The organism is Variovorax sp. H27-G14 (assembly GCF_046156345.1).
Lineage (GTDB): Bacteria > Pseudomonadota > Gammaproteobacteria > Burkholderiales > Burkholderiaceae_C > Variovorax.
In genome coordinates this window covers 65,176-82,736 of sequence record NZ_JAYLVN010000008.1, presented here as the reverse complement: position 1 = coordinate 82,736, position 17,561 = coordinate 65,176, and the positions used below count along the sequence as shown (strand labels likewise).

14 protein-coding genes are annotated in these 17,561 nt (G+C 65.3%); 10 read left to right on the top strand and 4 right to left on the bottom strand.

What is annotated here, in order from left to right:
* The first annotated feature begins 40 nt into the window (after positions 1 to 40).
* The 7 genes from clpB to VLK31_RS19615 all read left to right on the top strand — a co-directional run bounded on the left by clpB (position 41) and on the right by VLK31_RS19615 (position 7,839).
* The gene (clpB, locus tag VLK31_RS19645) at positions 41 to 2,704 is read left to right on the top strand and encodes an ATP-dependent chaperone ClpB (protein ID WP_409170116.1); all 2,664 of its coding nucleotides are present in this window, start codon (positions 41 to 43) and stop codon (positions 2,702 to 2,704) included.
* On the top strand, positions 2,704 to 2,991 hold the full coding sequence (locus tag VLK31_RS19640) for a hypothetical protein (RefSeq protein ID WP_409170115.1): 288 nt from the start codon (positions 2,704 to 2,706) through the stop codon (positions 2,989 to 2,991). The genes clpB and VLK31_RS19640 overlap by 1 nt, the downstream gene beginning before the upstream one ends.
* 1 nt (position 2,992) lies before the next feature.
* On the top strand, positions 2,993 to 4,168 hold the full coding sequence (locus VLK31_RS19635; RefSeq protein WP_409170114.1) for an ABC transporter permease: 1,176 nt from the start codon (positions 2,993 to 2,995) through the stop codon (positions 4,166 to 4,168).
* A 1-nt stretch (position 4,169) separates the two neighbouring features.
* The gene (locus VLK31_RS19630) at positions 4,170 to 5,012 is read left to right on the top strand and encodes an ABC transporter ATP-binding protein (protein WP_409170113.1); all 843 of its coding nucleotides are present in this window, start codon (positions 4,170 to 4,172) and stop codon (positions 5,010 to 5,012) included.
* Positions 5,009 to 5,950, top strand: a complete 942-nt coding sequence (locus VLK31_RS19625) for an MlaD family protein (RefSeq protein WP_409170112.1) — start codon at positions 5,009 to 5,011, stop codon at positions 5,948 to 5,950. The genes VLK31_RS19630 and VLK31_RS19625 overlap by 4 nt, the downstream gene beginning before the upstream one ends.
* Positions 5,947 to 6,621 carry an ABC-type transport auxiliary lipoprotein family protein gene (locus VLK31_RS19620; RefSeq protein ID WP_409170111.1) on the top strand — a complete coding sequence of 225 codons (675 nt, stop codon included), beginning with the start codon at positions 5,947 to 5,949 and terminating at the stop codon, positions 6,619 to 6,621. Before VLK31_RS19625 ends, VLK31_RS19620 begins: the two co-directional genes overlap by 4 nt.
* Positions 6,622 to 6,705: 84 nt before the next feature.
* Positions 6,706 to 7,839, top strand: coding sequence for an alkene reductase (locus tag VLK31_RS19615; RefSeq protein WP_409170110.1), 1,134 nt, complete (start codon positions 6,706 to 6,708; stop codon positions 7,837 to 7,839).
* On the opposite strand, the gene VLK31_RS19610 is transcribed toward VLK31_RS19615, so the two are convergent.
* Complete coding sequence (locus VLK31_RS19610; RefSeq protein WP_409170109.1) at positions 7,796 to 9,961, bottom strand: copper-transporting P-type ATPase; 2,166 nt, start codon at positions 9,959 to 9,961, stop codon at positions 7,796 to 7,798. The genes VLK31_RS19615 and VLK31_RS19610 overlap by 44 nt on opposite strands.
* Positions 9,962 to 9,981: 20 nt before the next feature.
* Positions 9,982 to 10,530, bottom strand: coding sequence for a Dps family protein (locus VLK31_RS19605; RefSeq protein ID WP_409170108.1), 549 nt, complete (start codon positions 10,528 to 10,530; stop codon positions 9,982 to 9,984).
* A 180-nt stretch (positions 10,531 to 10,710) separates the two neighbouring features.
* Here VLK31_RS19605 and VLK31_RS19600 point away from each other — a divergent pair, with 180 nt between their 5' ends.
* Positions 10,711 to 12,282 carry an oleate hydratase gene (locus tag VLK31_RS19600; protein WP_409170107.1) on the top strand — a complete coding sequence of 524 codons (1,572 nt, stop codon included), beginning with the start codon at positions 10,711 to 10,713 and terminating at the stop codon, positions 12,280 to 12,282.
* A gap of 45 nt (positions 12,283 to 12,327) precedes the next feature.
* Here VLK31_RS19600 and dnaK read toward each other — a convergent pair whose 3' ends face one another.
* Complete coding sequence (gene dnaK, locus VLK31_RS19595; protein WP_409170106.1) at positions 12,328 to 14,274, bottom strand: molecular chaperone DnaK; 1,947 nt, start codon at positions 14,272 to 14,274, stop codon at positions 12,328 to 12,330.
* A 254-nt stretch (positions 14,275 to 14,528) separates the two neighbouring features.
* On the opposite strand from dnaK, the gene VLK31_RS19590 reads away from it, so the two are divergent.
* Both VLK31_RS19590 and VLK31_RS19585 read left to right on the top strand, forming a co-directional pair.
* Positions 14,529 to 15,068 carry a hypothetical protein gene (locus VLK31_RS19590; RefSeq protein ID WP_409170105.1) on the top strand — a complete coding sequence of 180 codons (540 nt, stop codon included), beginning with the start codon at positions 14,529 to 14,531 and terminating at the stop codon, positions 15,066 to 15,068.
* Between the two features lie 159 nt (positions 15,069 to 15,227).
* Positions 15,228 to 15,887, top strand: a complete 660-nt coding sequence (locus VLK31_RS19585; RefSeq protein WP_409170104.1) for a BON domain-containing protein — start codon at positions 15,228 to 15,230, stop codon at positions 15,885 to 15,887.
* A gap of 167 nt (positions 15,888 to 16,054) precedes the next feature.
* Here the strand turns inward: VLK31_RS19585 and VLK31_RS19580 are convergent, their stop codons facing one another.
* Positions 16,055 to 17,560 carry a mercuric reductase gene (locus VLK31_RS19580; RefSeq protein WP_409170103.1) on the bottom strand — a complete coding sequence of 502 codons (1,506 nt, stop codon included), beginning with the start codon at positions 17,558 to 17,560 and terminating at the stop codon, positions 16,055 to 16,057.
* Between the last annotated feature and the right edge of the window lies 1 nt (position 17,561).

The window sequence follows — 17,561 nt, the reverse complement described above, 5'->3', positions numbered from 1 at the left end:
CGGCGTTGGTGAGCCCCTCCTGCAGTCCGAAAGTCAACCCATGCGCCAAGACAAACTCACCACCAAATTCCAGGAAGCCCTTGGCGATGCCCAATCGCTCGCACTGGGCAACGACAACGCCTACATCGAGCCGGTCCATCTGCTGGCCGCGATGCTGCGGCAGGACGAAGGCCCGCGCGCGCTGCTCGAGCGCGCCGGGGTCAACGTGCCCGGCCTCACTCAGGCGGCAGAGGCGGCGATCAAGAAGCTGGCGCAGGTGCAAGGCAACGACCAGGTCCAGGTCGGCCCGGAGCTCGGCAAGCTGCTGCAGGCCACAGAAAAAGAAGCCATCAAGCGCAACGACCAGTTCATCGCGGGCGAGCTCTACCTGTTGGCCGTGGCCGATTCCAAGGCCGACGTCGGCAACCTCGCGCGTGCCAACGGCATGACCCGCAAGTCCCTCGAATCCGCCATCGATGCGGTGCGCGGCGGCCAGGGCGTCAACAGCGCTGACGCCGAAGGCCAGCGCGAAGCCCTGAAGAAATACTGCATGGACCTGACCGAACGCGCGCGCCTGGGCAAGCTCGATCCTGTGATCGGCCGCGACGAGGAGATCCGCCGCGCCATCCAGGTGCTGCAGCGCCGCACCAAGAACAACCCCGTGCTCATCGGCGAACCCGGCGTCGGCAAGACCGCCATCGTCGAAGGCCTGGCCCAGCGCATCGTGGCCGGTGAGGTGCCCGATTCGCTCAAGGGCAAACGCGTGCTCTCGCTCGACATGGCGGCCCTGCTGGCCGGCGCCAAGTTCCGTGGCGAGTTCGAAGAGCGCCTGAAGACCGTGCTCAACGAACTTGCCAAGGACGAAGGACAGACCATTGTCTTCATCGACGAGCTGCACACCATGGTCGGCGCCGGCAAGGCCGAAGGCGCGATGGACGCGGGCAACATGTTGAAGCCGGCCCTCGCGCGCGGCGAGCTGCACTGCGTGGGCGCCACCACGCTCGACGAATACCGCAAGTACATCGAAAAGGATGCCGCGCTGGAGCGCCGCTTCCAGAAGATCATCGTCGGCGAGCCGAGCGTGGAAGCCACCATCGCGATCCTGCGAGGCCTGCAGGAAAAGTACGAAGTGCACCATGGCGTGCAGATCACCGACCCGGCCATCGTTGCCGCGGCCGAGCTCTCCGACCGCTACATCACCGACCGCTTCCTGCCCGACAAGGCCATCGACCTGATCGACGAGGCTGCGGCCAAGATCAAGATCGAGATGGACTCCAAGCCCGAGGTGATGGACCGGCTCGACCGCCGCCTGATCCAGCTGCAGATCGAGCGCGAAGCCGTGCGCCGTGAGAAGGACGAGTCGTCGGTCAAGCGCTTCGGCCTGATCGAGGACGAGATCGTCAAGCTGCAAAAGGAAATCGCCGACTACGACGAGATCTGGCAAGCCGAAAAAGCCCAGGCCCAGGGCTCCAAGACCGTGATGGAAGAGATCGACAAGATGCGCTTCCAGATCGCCGAGTTCACCCAGAAGGGCGACTTCAACAAGGTCGCCGAGCTGCAGTACGGCCAACTGCCGGCGCTGGAGAAGCGCCTGAAAGAAGCCCAGGAGAGCGAGACCAGCAAGGGCAAGTCGAGCGCGCCCACGCTGCTGCGCACCCAGGTCGGCGCCGAAGAGATCGCCGAAGTCGTGGCGCGCGCCACCGGCATCCCGGTCGCCAAGCTGATGCAGGGCGAGCGCGACAAGCTGCTCGTGATGGAAGCCAAGCTGCACGAGCGCGTGGTGGGGCAGGACGAGGCCATCGGTGCGGTCGCGAATGCGATCAGGCGCTCCCGTTCAGGCTTGAGTGACCCGAACCGCCCGACCGGCTCCTTCCTGTTCCTCGGCCCGACGGGCGTGGGCAAGACCGAGCTGTGCAAGGCGCTGGCCGGCTTCCTGTTCGACAGCGAAGACCACCTGATCCGCATCGACATGAGCGAGTTCATGGAGAAGCATTCCGTGGCCCGCCTGATCGGCGCGCCGCCGGGCTACGTGGGCTACGAGGAGGGTGGCTACCTGACCGAGGCCGTGCGCCGCAAGCCCTACAGCGTGCTGCTGCTCGACGAGGTCGAGAAGGCGCACCCGGACGTGTTCAACATCCTCTTGCAGGTGCTCGACGACGGTCGTCTGACGGACGGCCAGGGCCGCACCGTGAACTTCAAGAACACGGTGATCGTGATGACCAGCAACATCGGCTCGCCGATCATCCAGTCGATGGTGGGCCAGCCGAGCCAGGACATCAAGGACGCGGTGTGGGACGAGCTGAAGAACTACTTCCGGCCCGAGTTCTTGAACCGCATCGACGAGACGGTCGTGTTTCATGCGCTCGACGCGAAGAACATCGAATCGATCGCCGCGATCCAGCTCAAGGTGCTGCAGGCGCGGCTCACGAAGATGGACTACACGCTCGAGGTGTCGCCCGCTGCGCTGGCCGAGATCGCCAAGGTCGGCTTCGATCCGGTGTTCGGCGCGCGGCCGCTCAAGCGGGCGATCCAGCAGCGTATCGAGAACCCGCTGAGCAAGCTGCTGCTCGACGGCAGCTTCGGGCCGAAGGACACGATCCAGGTCGATTGCGATCCAATCAGGTCGCCCGGCCAGTTCACGATCACTCACCCCGCAGACGAAGACTTGCAGCCAACCGCGTCTTCGCGCGCTCAGCGACCTGCCCGGGTCGAGGAGGCCATCTGATGGCCTACCAACTCCTCCAGCGACTGTGCACGGCGCAGCTTCCTGCAGAGATCGTGCAGCAAGCAGACATCGACAAGCTGCAACTGCTGTGCCGATGGGGGCTGGTGGAAGCCGACATCCCGCTGGCCATGCCGGAGCGCGGCGGCCACTGCTATGTCGGCCATGCCATCGTCATGCGCGTCACGCCCCAGGGACGCGCGGCCGCAAAGCGCAACACACGCGCCCTGCCCGACGGCGTCATCGTGCGCACCGCACGCCGGCAGAGCGCACCGTCGCCCTTTCTCTGACGTGGCAAGCGCAGTCGCACCGCGGTCCACGTCGCCTCCGGGCCAGGCCGCAGCGGCCCATCCTGCGGCGTTCTCGCAGACTTCGCCGCAATCGCTCGTGCTGACCGGACGGTGGACCGCGCTTGACATGTGCGACATCGAACGCGGTCTTGATGCACTGCCGGCCATGAACGGCGTGGCGCTCGTCGTCGACGCGAGCGGTGTCGCCGCGCTCGACACCGCCGGCGCCTGGGTCATCCAGCGGCTGCTGCGGCAGGCCCGCCAGTCCGGCGGCGACGCCAGCCTCGGCGGCCTGCCGCAACGCTTCGCCGCCCTGATGGACCTGGTGACCCGCCAGTTCACGGAGGAAACGGCGCGACCCGCCGTCGTGGCGCCGCCGGCGCCGGGTGCGCTTGGGTCAGTCGGCCGAGGCGCCGTCTCGGCGCTGCGCGAAGCGCACGGCATGGTGGGCTTCGTCGGCGAGATCGCGGAATCGATTGCGCACTGCATCGTGCACCCCACGCGCTGGCGCTGGCGGCCGGTGCTCTTCAACATCCGCACTGCCGGATTCGATGCGTTGCCGATCGTCGGCCTGCTGGCGTTCCTGCTGGGCGTGGTCGTGGCCTATCAGGGCTCGAGCCAGTTGCGGCAGTACGGCGCCAACATCTTCGTGGCCGATCTGGTCGGCATCTCGATGCTGCGGGAGTTCGCGCCGCTGATCACCGCAATCATCGTGGCCGGGCGTTCGGGTTCGGCTTACGCGGCGCAGATCGGCACGATGGCGGTGACCGAGGAAATCGATGCGATGCAGACGCTCGGCATCGACCCGCAGGAAATGCTGGTGCTGCCGAAGGTGATCGCGCTGATGATCGCGCTGCCCTTGCTCACGGTGTTCGCCGATGTGCTGGGCGTCTTCGGCGGCATGGTCATGGCGCGTCAGCAGCTCGACGTCGGCTTCGTCGACTTCCTCGACCGCTTCGTCAAGGCGGTCGTCACCTCGACCGCGCTCACCGGCATCGGCAAGGCGCCGGTCTTCGCGGCCATCATCGCGGTCGTCGGTTGCTATCAGGGCTTTCGCACCAGGGGCGGCGCGGACAGCGTGGGGCGGCAAACGACCCGCAGCGTCGTGCAGTCGATCTTCCTCGTGATCGTGGCGGACGCGCTCTTCTCGATCGTGTTCAGCGCGCTGGATCTCTGACATGACCAGCCCGCCGGCCCCATCCCATGCCGTCATCGAGATCGACAAGGTCGTCACGCGCTTCGGCAGCCACGTGGTGCACTCGAACGTAACCTTCACGGTCAATCGTTCGGAGATCTTCGCGCTGATCGGCGGCAGCGGGTCGGGCAAGTCGACGCTGTTGCGCGAGATCATCCTGCTGCACAAGCCCGACGCGGGCTCGATTCGCGTGCTCGGCCACGAGCTGACCGGCATCGGCGAGCATGCCGCCGCCGCACTGCGCCAGCGCTGGGGCGTGATGTTCCAGCATGGCGGCCTTTTCGATGCGTTGACCATCCGCGAGAACGTCGGCCTCCCGCTGCGCGAGCACACGAAGCTCGACGACGCGCTGATCGACGAGCTCGCGATGGCCAAGCTGGCGATGGCCGGACTCACGGCCGAGGTCGGCGCCCAACACCCATCGGAGCTCAGCGGCGGCATGCTCAAGCGCGCGTCGCTGGCACGGGCGCTGGCGCTCGACCCCGAATTGCTCTTCCTCGACGAGCCGACCTCCGGCCTCGACCCGGTCAGCGCCGAAGGCGTGGACGACCTCGTGCTCAAGTTGCGCGACTTGTTCGGGCTGACGATCTTCATGATCACGCACGACCTCGACCTGCTCTGGCAGGTGGCCGACCGGGTCGCGGTGCTGGCCGACGGCAAGGTGCAGGGCGTGGGCTCGATGGCCGAGCTCTCCCGACGGGACGAGCCGTCGATCCGCCAGTTTTTCGACGGCGCGCGCGGGCGCGCCGCGCAGGCACAGGAACAGCGCGTGACCGCGAAAGCCTCCGCGCCCCGGAACAGGAGCACCCCATCGAAACCAAGGTGAATTACACGGTCGTCGGCGCCTTCGTGCTGCTGCTGGGCGCGGTGTTGATTGCCGGCGTGCTGTGGATCGCCACGGGCGGCACGCTGCAGAAGAAGTACGACACCTACCTCGCGATCGAGGACGAGTCTGTCGCAGGGCTCAACCTCAACGCGCCAGTCAAGTACAACGGCGTGGAGGTCGGCAAGGTCGGCGACATCCAGCTCGACGCGGAAAACCCGGAGCGGGTGCACCTGACCTTCGCCATCGAGCGCGGGACGCCGATCAAAACCGACACCGTGGCCGTGCTCAAGACGCAAGGGCTCACCGGCATCGCCTACGTCGAGCTCGGCGGCGGCAGCCGCGATGCACCACTGCTGCCGCCGAGCGCCGCGGCGCCATATCCGGTGATCCGCACCAAGCCGTCGCTGAGCGCCAGACTGGAGAACGTGCTCACCACCGTGCTGACCAAGCTGGACCGCACGTCGAGCAACATCGACGCCCTGCTCAGCTCCGAGAACCGCGCCGCGCTGACGAGCGCGCTGGCCGACATCGCCACGGTGACCCGCACCATCGCCGCGCGCAAGGACGACATCGATGCCGGCATCGTCAATGCGGCGAAGACCGCCGACCGCAGCGCACGCTTGACGGCGCAGCTGGGCCCGATCGTCGCGCGCATGGGACGCGCCGCCGACGCGGTCGAGAAGATGGGCAACGAAGTCGCGCTGGCGGGCACAGCCACCTCGAAGACGGTGAACGCCGTCGGCGGCGATGCACAGCGTTTCACGGCAGACACGCTGCCCGAAATCCAGCGCCTGCTGGGCGAACTGAGCGACCTGTCGAACTCGCTGCGGCGACTGAGCGAGCAGACCGCACGCGACCCCGCAGGCCTCCTTCGCGGTCGCGGCCCGGTGCCGAACGGCCCCGGCGAAACCAACCCACAGCCGACAACCACGCCATGAAACCCCCCATCTTTACGGGCACGCGCAGGACCCTCATCGGCATCACTGCCACGTTGAGCATGACGCTGGTCGGCGGCTGCGCCGCGCTCTTCCCGAATGAGGTGATACCGCCAGCCGTCTACGTGCTCGACGGCAGCCCCGCGCTGCTTGAGGCAAATGCACACGCTGTGGTCGCTGCCGCCACAGCGCCGGCGCTCATCGTCAATCCGACGCGTTCCGCACCGGGCTTCGACAGCCAACACATCGTCTACGTGCGGGTCGCCCACCAGCTCGAACACTTCGCCCACAACGAGTGGGCCGACACGCCCGCGCGCATGCTCACGCCGCTCATCGTGTCGGCCATCGAGCGCACCGGGCGCTTTCGCGCCGCCGGCGCATCGACCAGCGGTATCGCCGCTGAACTGCGGCTCGACACCGAAGTGCTGCGGCTGCAGCAGGACTTCGGCGAAACACCCAGCCGCGTGAGCCTCACGCTGCGCGCCACGCTGTCGGACAACACCACCCGCCAGGTCATCTCCTGGCAGACCTTCGACGAAACGGTGCCGGCGGCCAGCGACGACCCGTACGGCGGCGTGGTCGCGGCCAATGTGGCGGTGCAACAGGTGATGGCGCAGTTGGCCCGCTACTGCGCGGGGGTGGCCGCATCGCATCCGCGACCTGCTGCCCCCTGAGCCATCGACAGCCAGGCGTTCGGCGGAGTACAGACACGAGGCGGCGGCACTCGCAAGCTGACGCTTAACTCCAAGGAACCCCTCATGCCTTCATTGTTCGACCCGATCCGCATCGGCAGCTTCACGGCAGCCAACCGCATCTTCATGGCACCGCTGACGCGCGGCCGCGCCACGCGTGATCACGTGCCGACGCCACTCATGGCGGATTACTATGCGCAGCGCGCCGGCGCCGGCCTGATCATCAGCGAGGCCACGGGCATCAGCCGTGAGGGAAGCGGCTTCCCGTGCGCGCCGGGCATCTGGACCGATGCGCAGGTCCAGGGCTGGAAGCCGGTCACGGCGGCGGTGCACGCGGCCGGCGGCCGCATCGCGCTGCAGCTCTGGCACATGGGCCGACTGGTGCATCCGAGCTTCATCGGCGGCACGCCACCCGTCTCGGCATCGGCCACCACCGCGCCGGGCGACGCCTACACGGACGACCACGGCAAGCAGCCCTATGCGCAGGCACGACCCATGACAGCCGACGATATCCGGCGCCTGCTGGACGACTACGCACTGGCGGCCCGCAATGCGATCGCCGCGGGTTTCGACGGCGTGCAGATTCATGCCGCCAACGGCTACCTGATCGACCAGTTCCTGCGCGACAACTGCAACTTCCGTGACGATGCCTATGGCGGCTCCGTGCCCAACCGCATCCGCCTGCTGGTCGAGATCACCCAACGCGTCGTGGACACCGTAGGCGCCGAGCGCACCAGCGTGCGCCTGTCACCCAATGGCGAGGTGCAGGGGGTCAACGACAGCCATCCCGAGATCCTGTTCCCAGCAGCGGCCGCGGCCCTGGATGGGCTCGATGTGGCATACCTCGCGCTGCGCGAACCGCTGCGCAACGGCACCTTCGGACAGGCAGACTCGCCGCCGGTACACCCGGCGATTCGCAAGGTGTTCCGCGGCCCGTTGATCCTGAACTCGGACTTCACCCTCTCAGAAGCCCAGGCGGCGCTGGATGCGGGTCAGGCCGATGCCATCGCCTTCGGACGCGCGTTCATTGCCAACCCGGACCTGCCGAGGCGTTTCGCCGAACATCTTCCCCTGGCGCTCGGGGACATGGCCAGCTGGTATTCGAAGGGCGCAAAGGGCTACACCGACTATCCGGATGCACCGGATGCGCTGCCGCTCATTGCAACTTCAACCGTTGCAGCCGAAGCGCGTTGCCGATGACCGAGAGCGAACTCAGGCTCATGGCCACCGCGGCCAGCATCGGGCTCAGCAGGACGCCGAACCACGGGTACAGGACGCCGGCCGCGAGCGGCACGCCCAGCAGGTTGTAGACAAAGGCGAAGAAGAGCCCGGCCTTGATGTTGCGCAGCGTGGCTTCGCTGACACGGCGCGCACGCACGATGCCACCGAGGTCGCCTTTCAACAATGTGACGCCGGCACTCTTCATCGCCACGTCGGCGCCGGTACCCATGGCGATGCCGACTTGCGCCTGGGCCAGTGCCGGTGCGTCGTTGACGCCGTCGCCGGCCATGGCTACCACGCGGCCCTCCGCCTGCAGCTTCTTGATGGTGGCGGCCTTTTGGTCGGGCAACACACCGGCCACGATGTCGTCGATGCCCAGGGCCTTGCCCACAGCGTCGGCCGTGGTCTTGGCGTCGCCCGTGAGCATGACGATGCGCAAGCCTTCCTTGCGCAGTTCCTGGATGGCTTGAGCCGCATTCGCCTTGACGGTGTCCGCCACCCCGATCAGTCCGGCGACCTGGCCGTCCGCCACCACGAACACGACCGTCTGGCCGAGCTGGCGCAACGCCTCGGCGCGAGCCACCAAGGCGCCCGGGTCGACTTTCAGGTCGGTCAGCAGCGCCGCATTGCCCAACGCGACCGGCCGACCATCGATGCGGCCGGTCACGCCCTTCCCGGTCTTGGCCGAGAACTCCGTGGCGCTCACGAGTGCCAGCTTGCGCCCCTGCGCGTCGGCGACGATGGCAGCCGCCAGCGGGTGTTCGCTGCCCTGCTCCAGGCTCGCGGCCAGCCTGACGAGGGCATCCTCGTCCATGCCGGATGAAGGGCCCGAGCCCGCCTTCGCGAGCACCACGGCCACCACCTTCGGGCGGCCTTCGGTCAGCGTGCCGGTCTTGTCGACCACCAGCGTGTCGACCTTGCGCATCATTTCGATGGCCTCGGCATTCTTGAACAGCACCCCGGCAGCCGCTGCCTTGCCAGTGGCCACCATGATCGACATCGGCGTGGCCAGGCCGAGCGCGCAAGGGCAGGCGATGATGAGCACCGCCACCGCATTGACGATGCCATGCGCCATCCTGGGCTCGGGTCCAAAGAAGGCCCAGACCACCAGCGTGAGGACGGCAATGCCCACGACAGCGGGGACAAAGTAGCCGGCCACCTGATCCGCCAGTTTCTGGATCGGCGCGCGGCTGCGCTGGGCTTCGCCGACCATGCGCACGATCTGCGCCAGCATGGTGCCCTCCCCGACCCGGTCGGCGCGCATCAGCATCGCACCGGTGCCATTGAGCGTGGCACCGATCAGGGCGTCTCCGGCCTTCTTTTCGACGGGCATGGATTCGCCGGTGACCAGCGACTCGTCGACGGAACTGGTGCCTTCGAGCACCACGCCATCGATGGGCACCTTCTCGCCAGGGCGCACGCGCAGCCGGTCCCCCACCACCACGGCGTCGAGCGGAACGTCGACCTCGCCACCGTCGGCTGCAACGCGGCGCGCGGTCTTGGGCGCCAGGTGCAACAGCGCGCGGATGGCATCGTGGGTCTGGCTGCGGGCGCCGAGCTCCAGCATCTGACCCAGCAACACCAGCACGACGATCACGGCGGAGGCCTCGAAGTAGACGGCCACCACACCGTCATGGTCGCGGAACGTCGGGGGAAAGATGACCGGAAAAATCAAGGCAACGACGCTGTAGCCGCAGGCCACGCCGATGCCCAGACCGAACAGGGTGAACATGTTCAGGTTGCGGCTGACAAGCGATTGCCATGCGCGTACGAAGAAGGGCCATGCGCCCCACAACACCACGGGGGTGGCGAGTGCAAATTCGGTCCAGGCCTCGGCTCTTCCACCGATCAATGCACGCATCGGTGCACCGGGGAGCATGTCCGACATGGCGAGCAGGAACACGGCAACGGCTGGCCCCACCGTCCACCGGAACCGATGCGTCATCGCCACGAGTTCCGTGTTCGGCGCCTCGTCGGCGGCGGCCACCCGGCGCTCCAGCGCCATGCCGCAGATCGGACAGGCGCCCGGTGATGCACGAACGATCTGCGCGTGCATGGGGCAGACGTACTGCGACGTCGGATCAGCGGTTTGCAGTTCCACAGCGCTTGACCTGACCGGCTTCAATGTTCGGTGGTCCCGCCGTTGCGGCTGGCCTCGAACAGGAACCAGGTCCGCCGCTCTGTCTCGTCGATCCAGCTTTCGATCAGGCTGGTGGTCGCGATGTCGCGGTGCTGCTCGCAGACCCCGTGCGCCTCGCGCAGGCTCGCTGCCAGCGTCTTGTTGTCTTCGCGCAGCTCCGCCAGCATGTCCAGCGGCTCGACGTAATCAGCATCGTTGTCGAGCACCCGCTGCGTGCGGGCAATGTGGCCGATTGAGCGTAGCGTGGTGCCGCCCACCTTGCGGATGCGCTCGGCGATCGGGTCGGTCATCGCGAAGAGTTGGTCCCCCTGGTCGTCAAGCAACAGGTGGTAGTCGCGAAAGTGAGGCCCGCTCATGTGCCAATGGAAGTTCTTGGTCTTGAGGTAGATCGCGAACACATCGGCAAGGATGCCATTCATGGCGGCGGCGATGTCACGGGTCGAGTCGCCCTTGAGGTCCGTGGGCGTGACCAGCGGCGCCTCCTGCCGTTTCCTCAGGTCCTGCACTTTTTTGGCGTCTGGTTTCTTCATGTGATTTCCTTGAGTCGGTTGTTGGATCGATGGCTTGCTGCAGCCTCGGGCATCCAGCATTCCTGGTCTGTGTGTTACCGCACTCAGCGCTTGGTGCCCTGTGTTGCCAAGCGCACAGACCGGCAGACGCGCCACGCCTAAGTTGAGTGCGGTAACCACACTCTTGAGGAAGCTTTCAACATGACTTCAACACGCAAGGCCTATTTCATCGGCGGCGGCATCGGCTCGCTGGCCGGCGCCGCATTTCTGATCCGCGACGGCGGGATACCGGGCAGCCAGATCTCGATCCTGGAGACCGGCAGCTTGCTGGGTGGCAGCCTGGACGCCGCAGGCGATGCCGATCACGGCTACTCGATGCGCGGCGGCCGCATGCTGACCACCGACAACTACGAGTGCACCTGGGATTTGCTCAAGTCCATACCCTCCCTCACGCAGCCGGGTTGCAGCGTGTTCGACGAGACGCTGGCATTCAACGAGAAGCATGTTTCCCACGCCTTGGCGCGGCTGGTCGACCGCCGCCGCGCCAAGGTGCCGGTGGCGTCCATGGGCTTCTCGATGCACGACCGGGCCGAGCTTCTCAAACTGGTGAACTCCGACGAGTCTTCGCTGGGCAGCAGCTGCATCACGGACCACCTGTCGCCCGCCTTTTTCGAGACGCCGTTCTGGTTCATGTGGGTCACGACGTTCGCCTTCCAGCCCTGGCACAGCGCGGTCGAGTTGCGCCGCTACCTGCACCGCTTCATGTTGGAGTTTTCCCGCATCGAGACGCTGGCCGGCGTCAAGCGCACGGTGTTCAACCAGTACGACTCGATGGTCGTGCCGCTGCAGCGCTGGCTTCAAACGCAGGGGGTGCACATCATCACCGACTGCACGGTGACCGATCTGGATCACAAGACGGAAGGCGGCATGTTTGAAGTCATTGCGATGCACTTCAGCTTGAAGGGCCAGCCCGAGAGCATGCAGATGGAAGACGGCGACCTCGTCTTCGTGCAGAACGGCTCGATGACCGATTCATCCAGCCTGGGCTCGATGACATTGGCACCGCCCAAGCTGACGAAGGCGCACAACGGCAGCTGGACCTTGTGGGAAAAGCTGGCCGAGGGCCGACCGGCCTTCGGCAACCCCGCAGTGTTCAACAGCTGCGTCGCGCAGTCTGACTGGGCTTCGTTCACCGTCACGCTGAAAGACTCCGACTTCTTCGATCGGATGCAGCGTTTTTCCGGCAACGAAGCCGGCACCGGCGGACTGGTCACCTTCAAGGACTCGAACTGGCTGATGTCCATCGTGCTGGCGCACCAGCCGCATTTCGCCAACCAGCCGCCCGGCGTGCAGGTGTTCTGGGGCTACGGCCTCTTCCCCGACCGCATCGGCAACTTCGTTGCCAAGGCGATGGCGGACTGCACCGGTGCGGAGCTGTTGCAGGAGCTTTGCGGGCACCTGCGCTTCGACCTGGAAACCGTGGCCACGGCCAACTGCATTCCTTGTCGCATGCCCTACATCACCAGCATGTTCATGCCGCGCGCGCCCGGAGACCGACCGCTGCCGGTGCCGCCAGGAACGAAGAACTTCGCCTTCATCAGCCAGTTCGTCGAGATTCCGCTGGACACCGTCTTCACCGTCGAGTTCTCGGTGCGAGCGGCACAGATGGCGGTGTACGAGTTGCTGCACATCACCAAGGCCATCCCGCCAGTGACGCCGCACGATGCGTCGTTGCATGCGAAGTTCGATGCCCTGGTCAAGGCAATGCGTTGACCCACAACGCGATCACCTGCTCAGTCCGGATGCCGCTCGCCGAATTCAGGTGCTCCTGACCTCTTTCACCTCGGCGTCGACCACGCTGTCATCGGCGGTGTCTTGCATCGCAGCTTCAGGGCTTCTCTGGCCGGTGCCCGCCGAAGGCCCGGACGCAGCCTGCTCGGGCTGCGCTTGCGCATGCATTTTCTCGCCGAGCTTCTGACTCGCCGCCGTCAGTGCCCGGGTCTTTTCCTCGATCGCGGCCTTGTCTTCTCCCTCCAGGGTTTCTTCAAGCTTTTTGATCGCGCCTTCCATGGCCTGCTTCTCGGCGCCTTCAAGTTGAGCGCCCTGCTCGGCAAGCATTTTCTTGGCGCCGTGCATGGTGGCCTCGGCTTCGTTGCGCGCTTGTGCAAGTTCGACCTTCTTCCTATCCTCCACTGCATTCAGTTCCGCGTCCTTCACCATCTTCTGGATCTCGGCTTCCGAGAGGCCCGAGTTCGCCTTGATGGTGATCTTGTTTTCCTTGCCGGTGCCCTTGTCCTTTGCGCCCACGTGCAGGATGCCGTTGGCGTCGATGTCGAAGCTCACTTCGATCTGCGGCGTGCCGCGCGCAGCCGGTGGAATGCCTTCGAGGTTGAACTCGCCCAGCGCCTTGTTGCCCGAAGCGATCTCGCGCTCGCCCTGGAACACCTTGATCGTCACGGCCGGCTGGTTGTCTTCGGCGGTGGAGAAGGTCTGCGCGAACTTGGTCGGGATCGTGGTGTTCTTGGCGATCATCTTGCTCATCACACCGCCCATGATCTCGATGCCGAGCGACAGCGGGGTCACGTCCAGCAGCAGCACGTCCTTGCGGTCGCCGGAGAGCACCTGACCCTGGATGGCGGCGCCGACGGCCACGGCTTCATCGGGGTTCACGTCCTTGCGCGGTTCTTTGCCGAAGAACTCCTTCACCTTTTCCTGCACCTTGGGCATGCGGGTCATGCCGCCGACCAGGATCACGTCGTTGATGTCCGAGACGCTCACGCCGGCATCCTTGATGGCGGCTCGGCATGGCGCAATGGTGCGCTCGATCAGTTCCTCGACCAGGCTTTCGAGCTTGGCGCGAGTCAATTTGATGTTCAGGTGTTTCGGGCCGGACGCATCGGCGGTCACGTAGGGCAGGTTGATGTCGGTAGAGGCGCTGCCGGACAGTTCGATCTTGGCCTTTTCCGCGGCGTCCTTCAGACGCTGCAGGGCGAGCACATCCTTGGTCAGATCGACGCCCTGCTCCTTCTTGAACTCAGTCACGAGGAAGTCGATGATGCGCTGGTCGAAGTCTTCGCCGCCGAGGAAGGTGTCGCCATTGGTCGACAGCACTTCGAACTGCTTCTCGCGATCAGCGCTCGAGATCTCGATGATCGACACGTCGAATGTGCCGCCGCCCAAATCGTAGACGGCGATCTTGCGGTCCCCCTGCTCATGCTTGTCCAGGCCGAAGGCCAGGGCCGCCGCGGTGGGCTCGTTGATGATGCGCTTGACGTCCAGGCCCGCGATGCGGCCGGCGTCCTTGGTGGCCTGGCGCTGCGCGTCGTTGAAGTACGCGGGGACCGTGATGACGGCTTCGGTGACGGGCTCGCCGAGATAGTCTTCGGCGGTCTTCTTCATCTTGCGCAGGATCTCTGAGCTGACCTGCTGGGGTGCCAACTTTTTGCCCCGCACGTCGACCCAGGCGTCGCCGTTGTCGGCTTTGCAGATGCTGTAGGGCATCAAGTCGATGTCCTTCTGCACTTCCTTTTCTTCAAACTTGCGACCGATCAGGCGCTTGACTGCGTAGATCGTGTTCTTGGCATTGGTGACCGCCTGGCGCTTGGCAGAGGCACCGACCAGGACTTCACCGTCCTCTTGGTAGGCCACGATCGACGGCGTGGTGCGCGCACCTTCCGAGTTTTCGATCACGCGCGCAGTGTTGCCTTCCATGATCGACACGCACGAGTTGGTGGTGCCGAGGTCGATGCCGATAATTTTGGACATGGTGTGATTGCTCCTTCAGTGGGATGAATGGGTCGTCGCGAATTTCGATCAGTCTGTGCGCATGCACGCCAACGGTCTGTGGGCTACCGCACGCTGCATTTGGGTCACATGGGCTCGCTGGACGCCTTTGTTCGACAACGAACAGACTGAAGCGCGGGGCGCCGTGAAGCTCGGGTCACCGCCACCCTGTGGCCATGAAGTTTGGTCGATTCCGAATGTCACACCACCCCGAAATCACGCCGCCTGGTAACGCGATGAATCTCTTCATCGACACCGAATTCAGTTCGCTGAAAGCTCCCGAATTGCTCTCGATCGGCCTGGTGGCGGACGACGGCAGGGAGTTCTATGTGGAAATCGCAGACGACCGAATACCGGTCAACGCCTTCGTCAAGCGCACAGTGCTTCCGCAATGGGGGTTGATGCCGCTCCAGGTTCGATCGAGCATCGAGTTGGGCCGTCACGTGGACAAATGGCTCTCGGGTCTTCGTCGGACGTCGATCGCCGTCGTGTACGACTACGAGGCGGATTTCGACCTGCTGCGCAACGCCCTGGTTTCAGCCATGTGCTGGGGACGATGGTCCAAGGTGCTCGTGCCGCACCAGGTTGGATTTCTCTCGCGCGAACACGCCTCCAATGAAGCCATGGACTCGTCGTGGACGGCATCGATGCAGCGCGACGGCATCGGCCGTCATCACGCACTGGCGGATGCCCGCGCGTTGCGAGAGGGATACGCAGCGGTGCACGACGCACAACGCCGACGCGCTGCCGAATGCGTCGCTGCACTGCCCACTTGAGCACGCCCGACCGACTACTGCGTGCACCGTGCGGCAACGAACAGACCTCGGCCTTGAGGCGACCCAAGATGACGCGTGGCTCTTGCAGATCGAATCGTCAGAAACGAGGAGACGCCGGCGCCACGCAATCTCAACGCCAGCCAACTCAAGGAATCGAAGATGAAAACCGATACACAACTTCAGCAGGACGTCATGGCGGAACTCAAGTGGGAACCCACGTTGAGTGCGTCCCAGATCGGCGTCTCGGCCAAGGACGGCGTCGTGACGCTGACCGGCTCTGTCGACGGCTACGCCAAGAAATCCGAAGCGGAAGACGCAGTGAAGCGGGTCACGGGCGTCACGGCCGTGGTGGAAAAGATCGAAATCAAGTACCCCAGCAATTGGGCCAAGAAAGACGACAACGACATTGCTGCCGAAGTCGTCAACGCGTTCAAGTGGAACTGGGAGGTTCCCTCCGGCAAGGTCAAAGCCAAAGTCGAAAAAGGATGGGTCACTCTGGAAGGCGATCTTTCATGGAATTTCCAAAGCGATGCCGCAGCCAAGGCCGTGAAAAGTCTGGAGGGCGTCGCAGGCGTTTCGAACAACATCAAGATCAAGTCCCCAACGGACGATGCCATTGAAAAGGCGGACATCGAAAGCGCGCTGAATCGCAACTGGTCCGTCTCCGACCAGGACATCCAGGTCAAGGTCTCCGGCCACAAGGCCACGCTCACCGGAACGGTGGATTCCTGGCATCAGAAAGACGAAGCAAGCCGCATCGCGTGGAATGCGCCCGGTGTATGGACCGTGGCGAACGAACTGCTGGTCGAGTACGAATGATTTTTCGGTGGAACATCAGCATCGCTGAGTTCGATCCTCCGCCACGTTCAGGCGCCGAAAGTTGAGCGTGGTGATGACAGCAAGATTTTCGACGCCGCGAACGCGGTCTTGCTGTCATTGGTTGACTTCGAAACGACCGCGATGGGTGAACTGCTTGCGCTTGGATGTCAGCGCGCCCACCACTTGCTCAACCGCATGAAGCGCGCTGCCGTAAAGCGCGTCTGCGCATGCGCATCCGCCGCTTGCCGGATGGCTGCGCCCTGCGTCGGATAGGCATGGATGACCCTGGACAGTGCCTGCAGCCCGATACCCGTCACCATCGCGAGCGAGATGCTGTTGATCATCTCTCCGGCATGCCGGGCCACGATGGTCGCGCCGAGGATCGTGTCGCTGCCCTCGCGGACATGGATCTTCACGAAGCCGTCTTCCTCGCCATCGGCGATGGCGCGGTCCACGTCGTGCATCGGGATCGTGAAGGTCTTGACCGGAATGCGCTGCTGCCTTGCCTCCCTCACGTAAAGGCCGACGTGCGCGACCTCGGGGTCGGTGTAGGTGCACCACGGGATCGTGAGCGCGCTCATGCGCTCGTGCCCCAGCAGCAACGCATTGCGGACCACGATGCGGGCCGAGGCCTCGGCGGTGTTGGTGAACTTGTGCGTGAGGCAGACATCGCCCGCGGCGAAGACGCGGCGGTTGCTGGTGCAGAGGAAGTCGTCGACATGAATGCCGCCCTCTGCGTCGTAGGCCACGCCCGCGGATTCCAGCCCGAGGCCCTGCACGGCGGGCACGCGGCCGATGCCGGTCAGGAGTGTGTCGACGCGCGTGGTGGCCGTGGTGCCGTCGTTGACCAGGTCGACCACCTTGCGGCCGTCTTCCATGCGCACGCGCGTGACCGTGCTGTTGAGGTGGATTTCCACGCCGTCGCGCGCCAGCGCGTCGGACACCATCTGCGCCGCGTCGCGTTCCTCCTGCGGCAGGAAGAGCGGCTCGCTGTGCGAGATCAGCGTACGCGACCCGAAGCGCGCGAACACCTGGGCCAGCTCGCAACCGAGCGGGCCGCCACCGATCACCATCAGGCTGGGCGGCAGAACATCGAGGTCGAACACCGTCTCGTTGGTGAGGTAGCCGGCTTCGTCGAGGCCCGGAATGTCGGGCAAAAGGGAGCGCGATCCGGTCGCGATGAGCGCCTTCTTGAAGTGCAGCGGCATGCCGTCGACCTCGATCGCATCCGGCCCGGTGAATCGGGCCACGCCGAAGAAGAGATGAATGCCGGCGCGCGCCAGGTTCATCGCCGAATCCCGTCGGCTGATGCGCGCCGTGACGCGCCGCATCCGTCGCATCGCCGCAGCGAAGTCGAACGCCAGCTCGCCCGGAGAAGTCACGCCGAAGTTCTCCGCATTGCGCATCTCCGCCAACAACCGCGCCGTGCGGATCAACGATTTGGACGGAATACAGCCGTCGCTCAACGAATTGCCACCGAGCTCATGGCGCTCGACCAGCGCCACATGGGCTCCCAGGGCCGCGGCGGCGCGCGCCGCCGCCAAGCCTGCCGGCCCCGCGCCGATGATCAGCAAGTCGTAGCGCAGCAGCGGCTTGGGGCTGCACCAACCGGCCGGCCGGGTGTTGGCCAGACGCGCGTCGGCGGGCTGGGCGGCTTGGGAGAACGCGGGCATA

Excerpts from the sequence above, each read along its gene's own strand:
- clpB (WP_409170116.1), top strand. The coding sequence starts at position 41 with ATGCGCCAAGACAAACTCACCACCAAATTCCAGGAAGCCCTTGGCGAT.
- VLK31_RS19640 (WP_409170115.1), top strand. The coding sequence starts at position 2,704 with ATGGCCTACCAACTCCTCCAGCGACTGTGCACGGCGCAGCTTCCTGCA.
- VLK31_RS19630 (WP_409170113.1), top strand. The coding sequence starts at position 4,170 with ATGACCAGCCCGCCGGCCCCATCCCATGCCGTCATCGAGATCGACAAG.
- VLK31_RS19620 (WP_409170111.1), top strand. The coding sequence starts at position 5,947 with ATGAAACCCCCCATCTTTACGGGCACGCGCAGGACCCTCATCGGCATC.
- VLK31_RS19615 (WP_409170110.1), top strand. The coding sequence starts at position 6,706 with ATGCCTTCATTGTTCGACCCGATCCGCATCGGCAGCTTCACGGCAGCC.
- VLK31_RS19605 (WP_409170108.1), bottom strand. The coding sequence starts at position 10,530 with ATGAAGAAACCAGACGCCAAAAAAGTGCAGGACCTGAGGAAACGGCAG.
- VLK31_RS19600 (WP_409170107.1), top strand. The coding sequence starts at position 10,711 with ATGACTTCAACACGCAAGGCCTATTTCATCGGCGGCGGCATCGGCTCG.
- dnaK (WP_409170106.1), bottom strand. The coding sequence starts at position 14,274 with ATGTCCAAAATTATCGGCATCGACCTCGGCACCACCAACTCGTGCGTG.
- VLK31_RS19590 (WP_409170105.1), top strand. The coding sequence starts at position 14,529 with ATGAATCTCTTCATCGACACCGAATTCAGTTCGCTGAAAGCTCCCGAA.
- VLK31_RS19585 (WP_409170104.1), top strand. The coding sequence starts at position 15,228 with ATGAAAACCGATACACAACTTCAGCAGGACGTCATGGCGGAACTCAAG.
- VLK31_RS19580 (WP_409170103.1), bottom strand. The coding sequence starts at position 17,560 with ATGCCCGCGTTCTCCCAAGCCGCCCAGCCCGCCGACGCGCGTCTGGCC.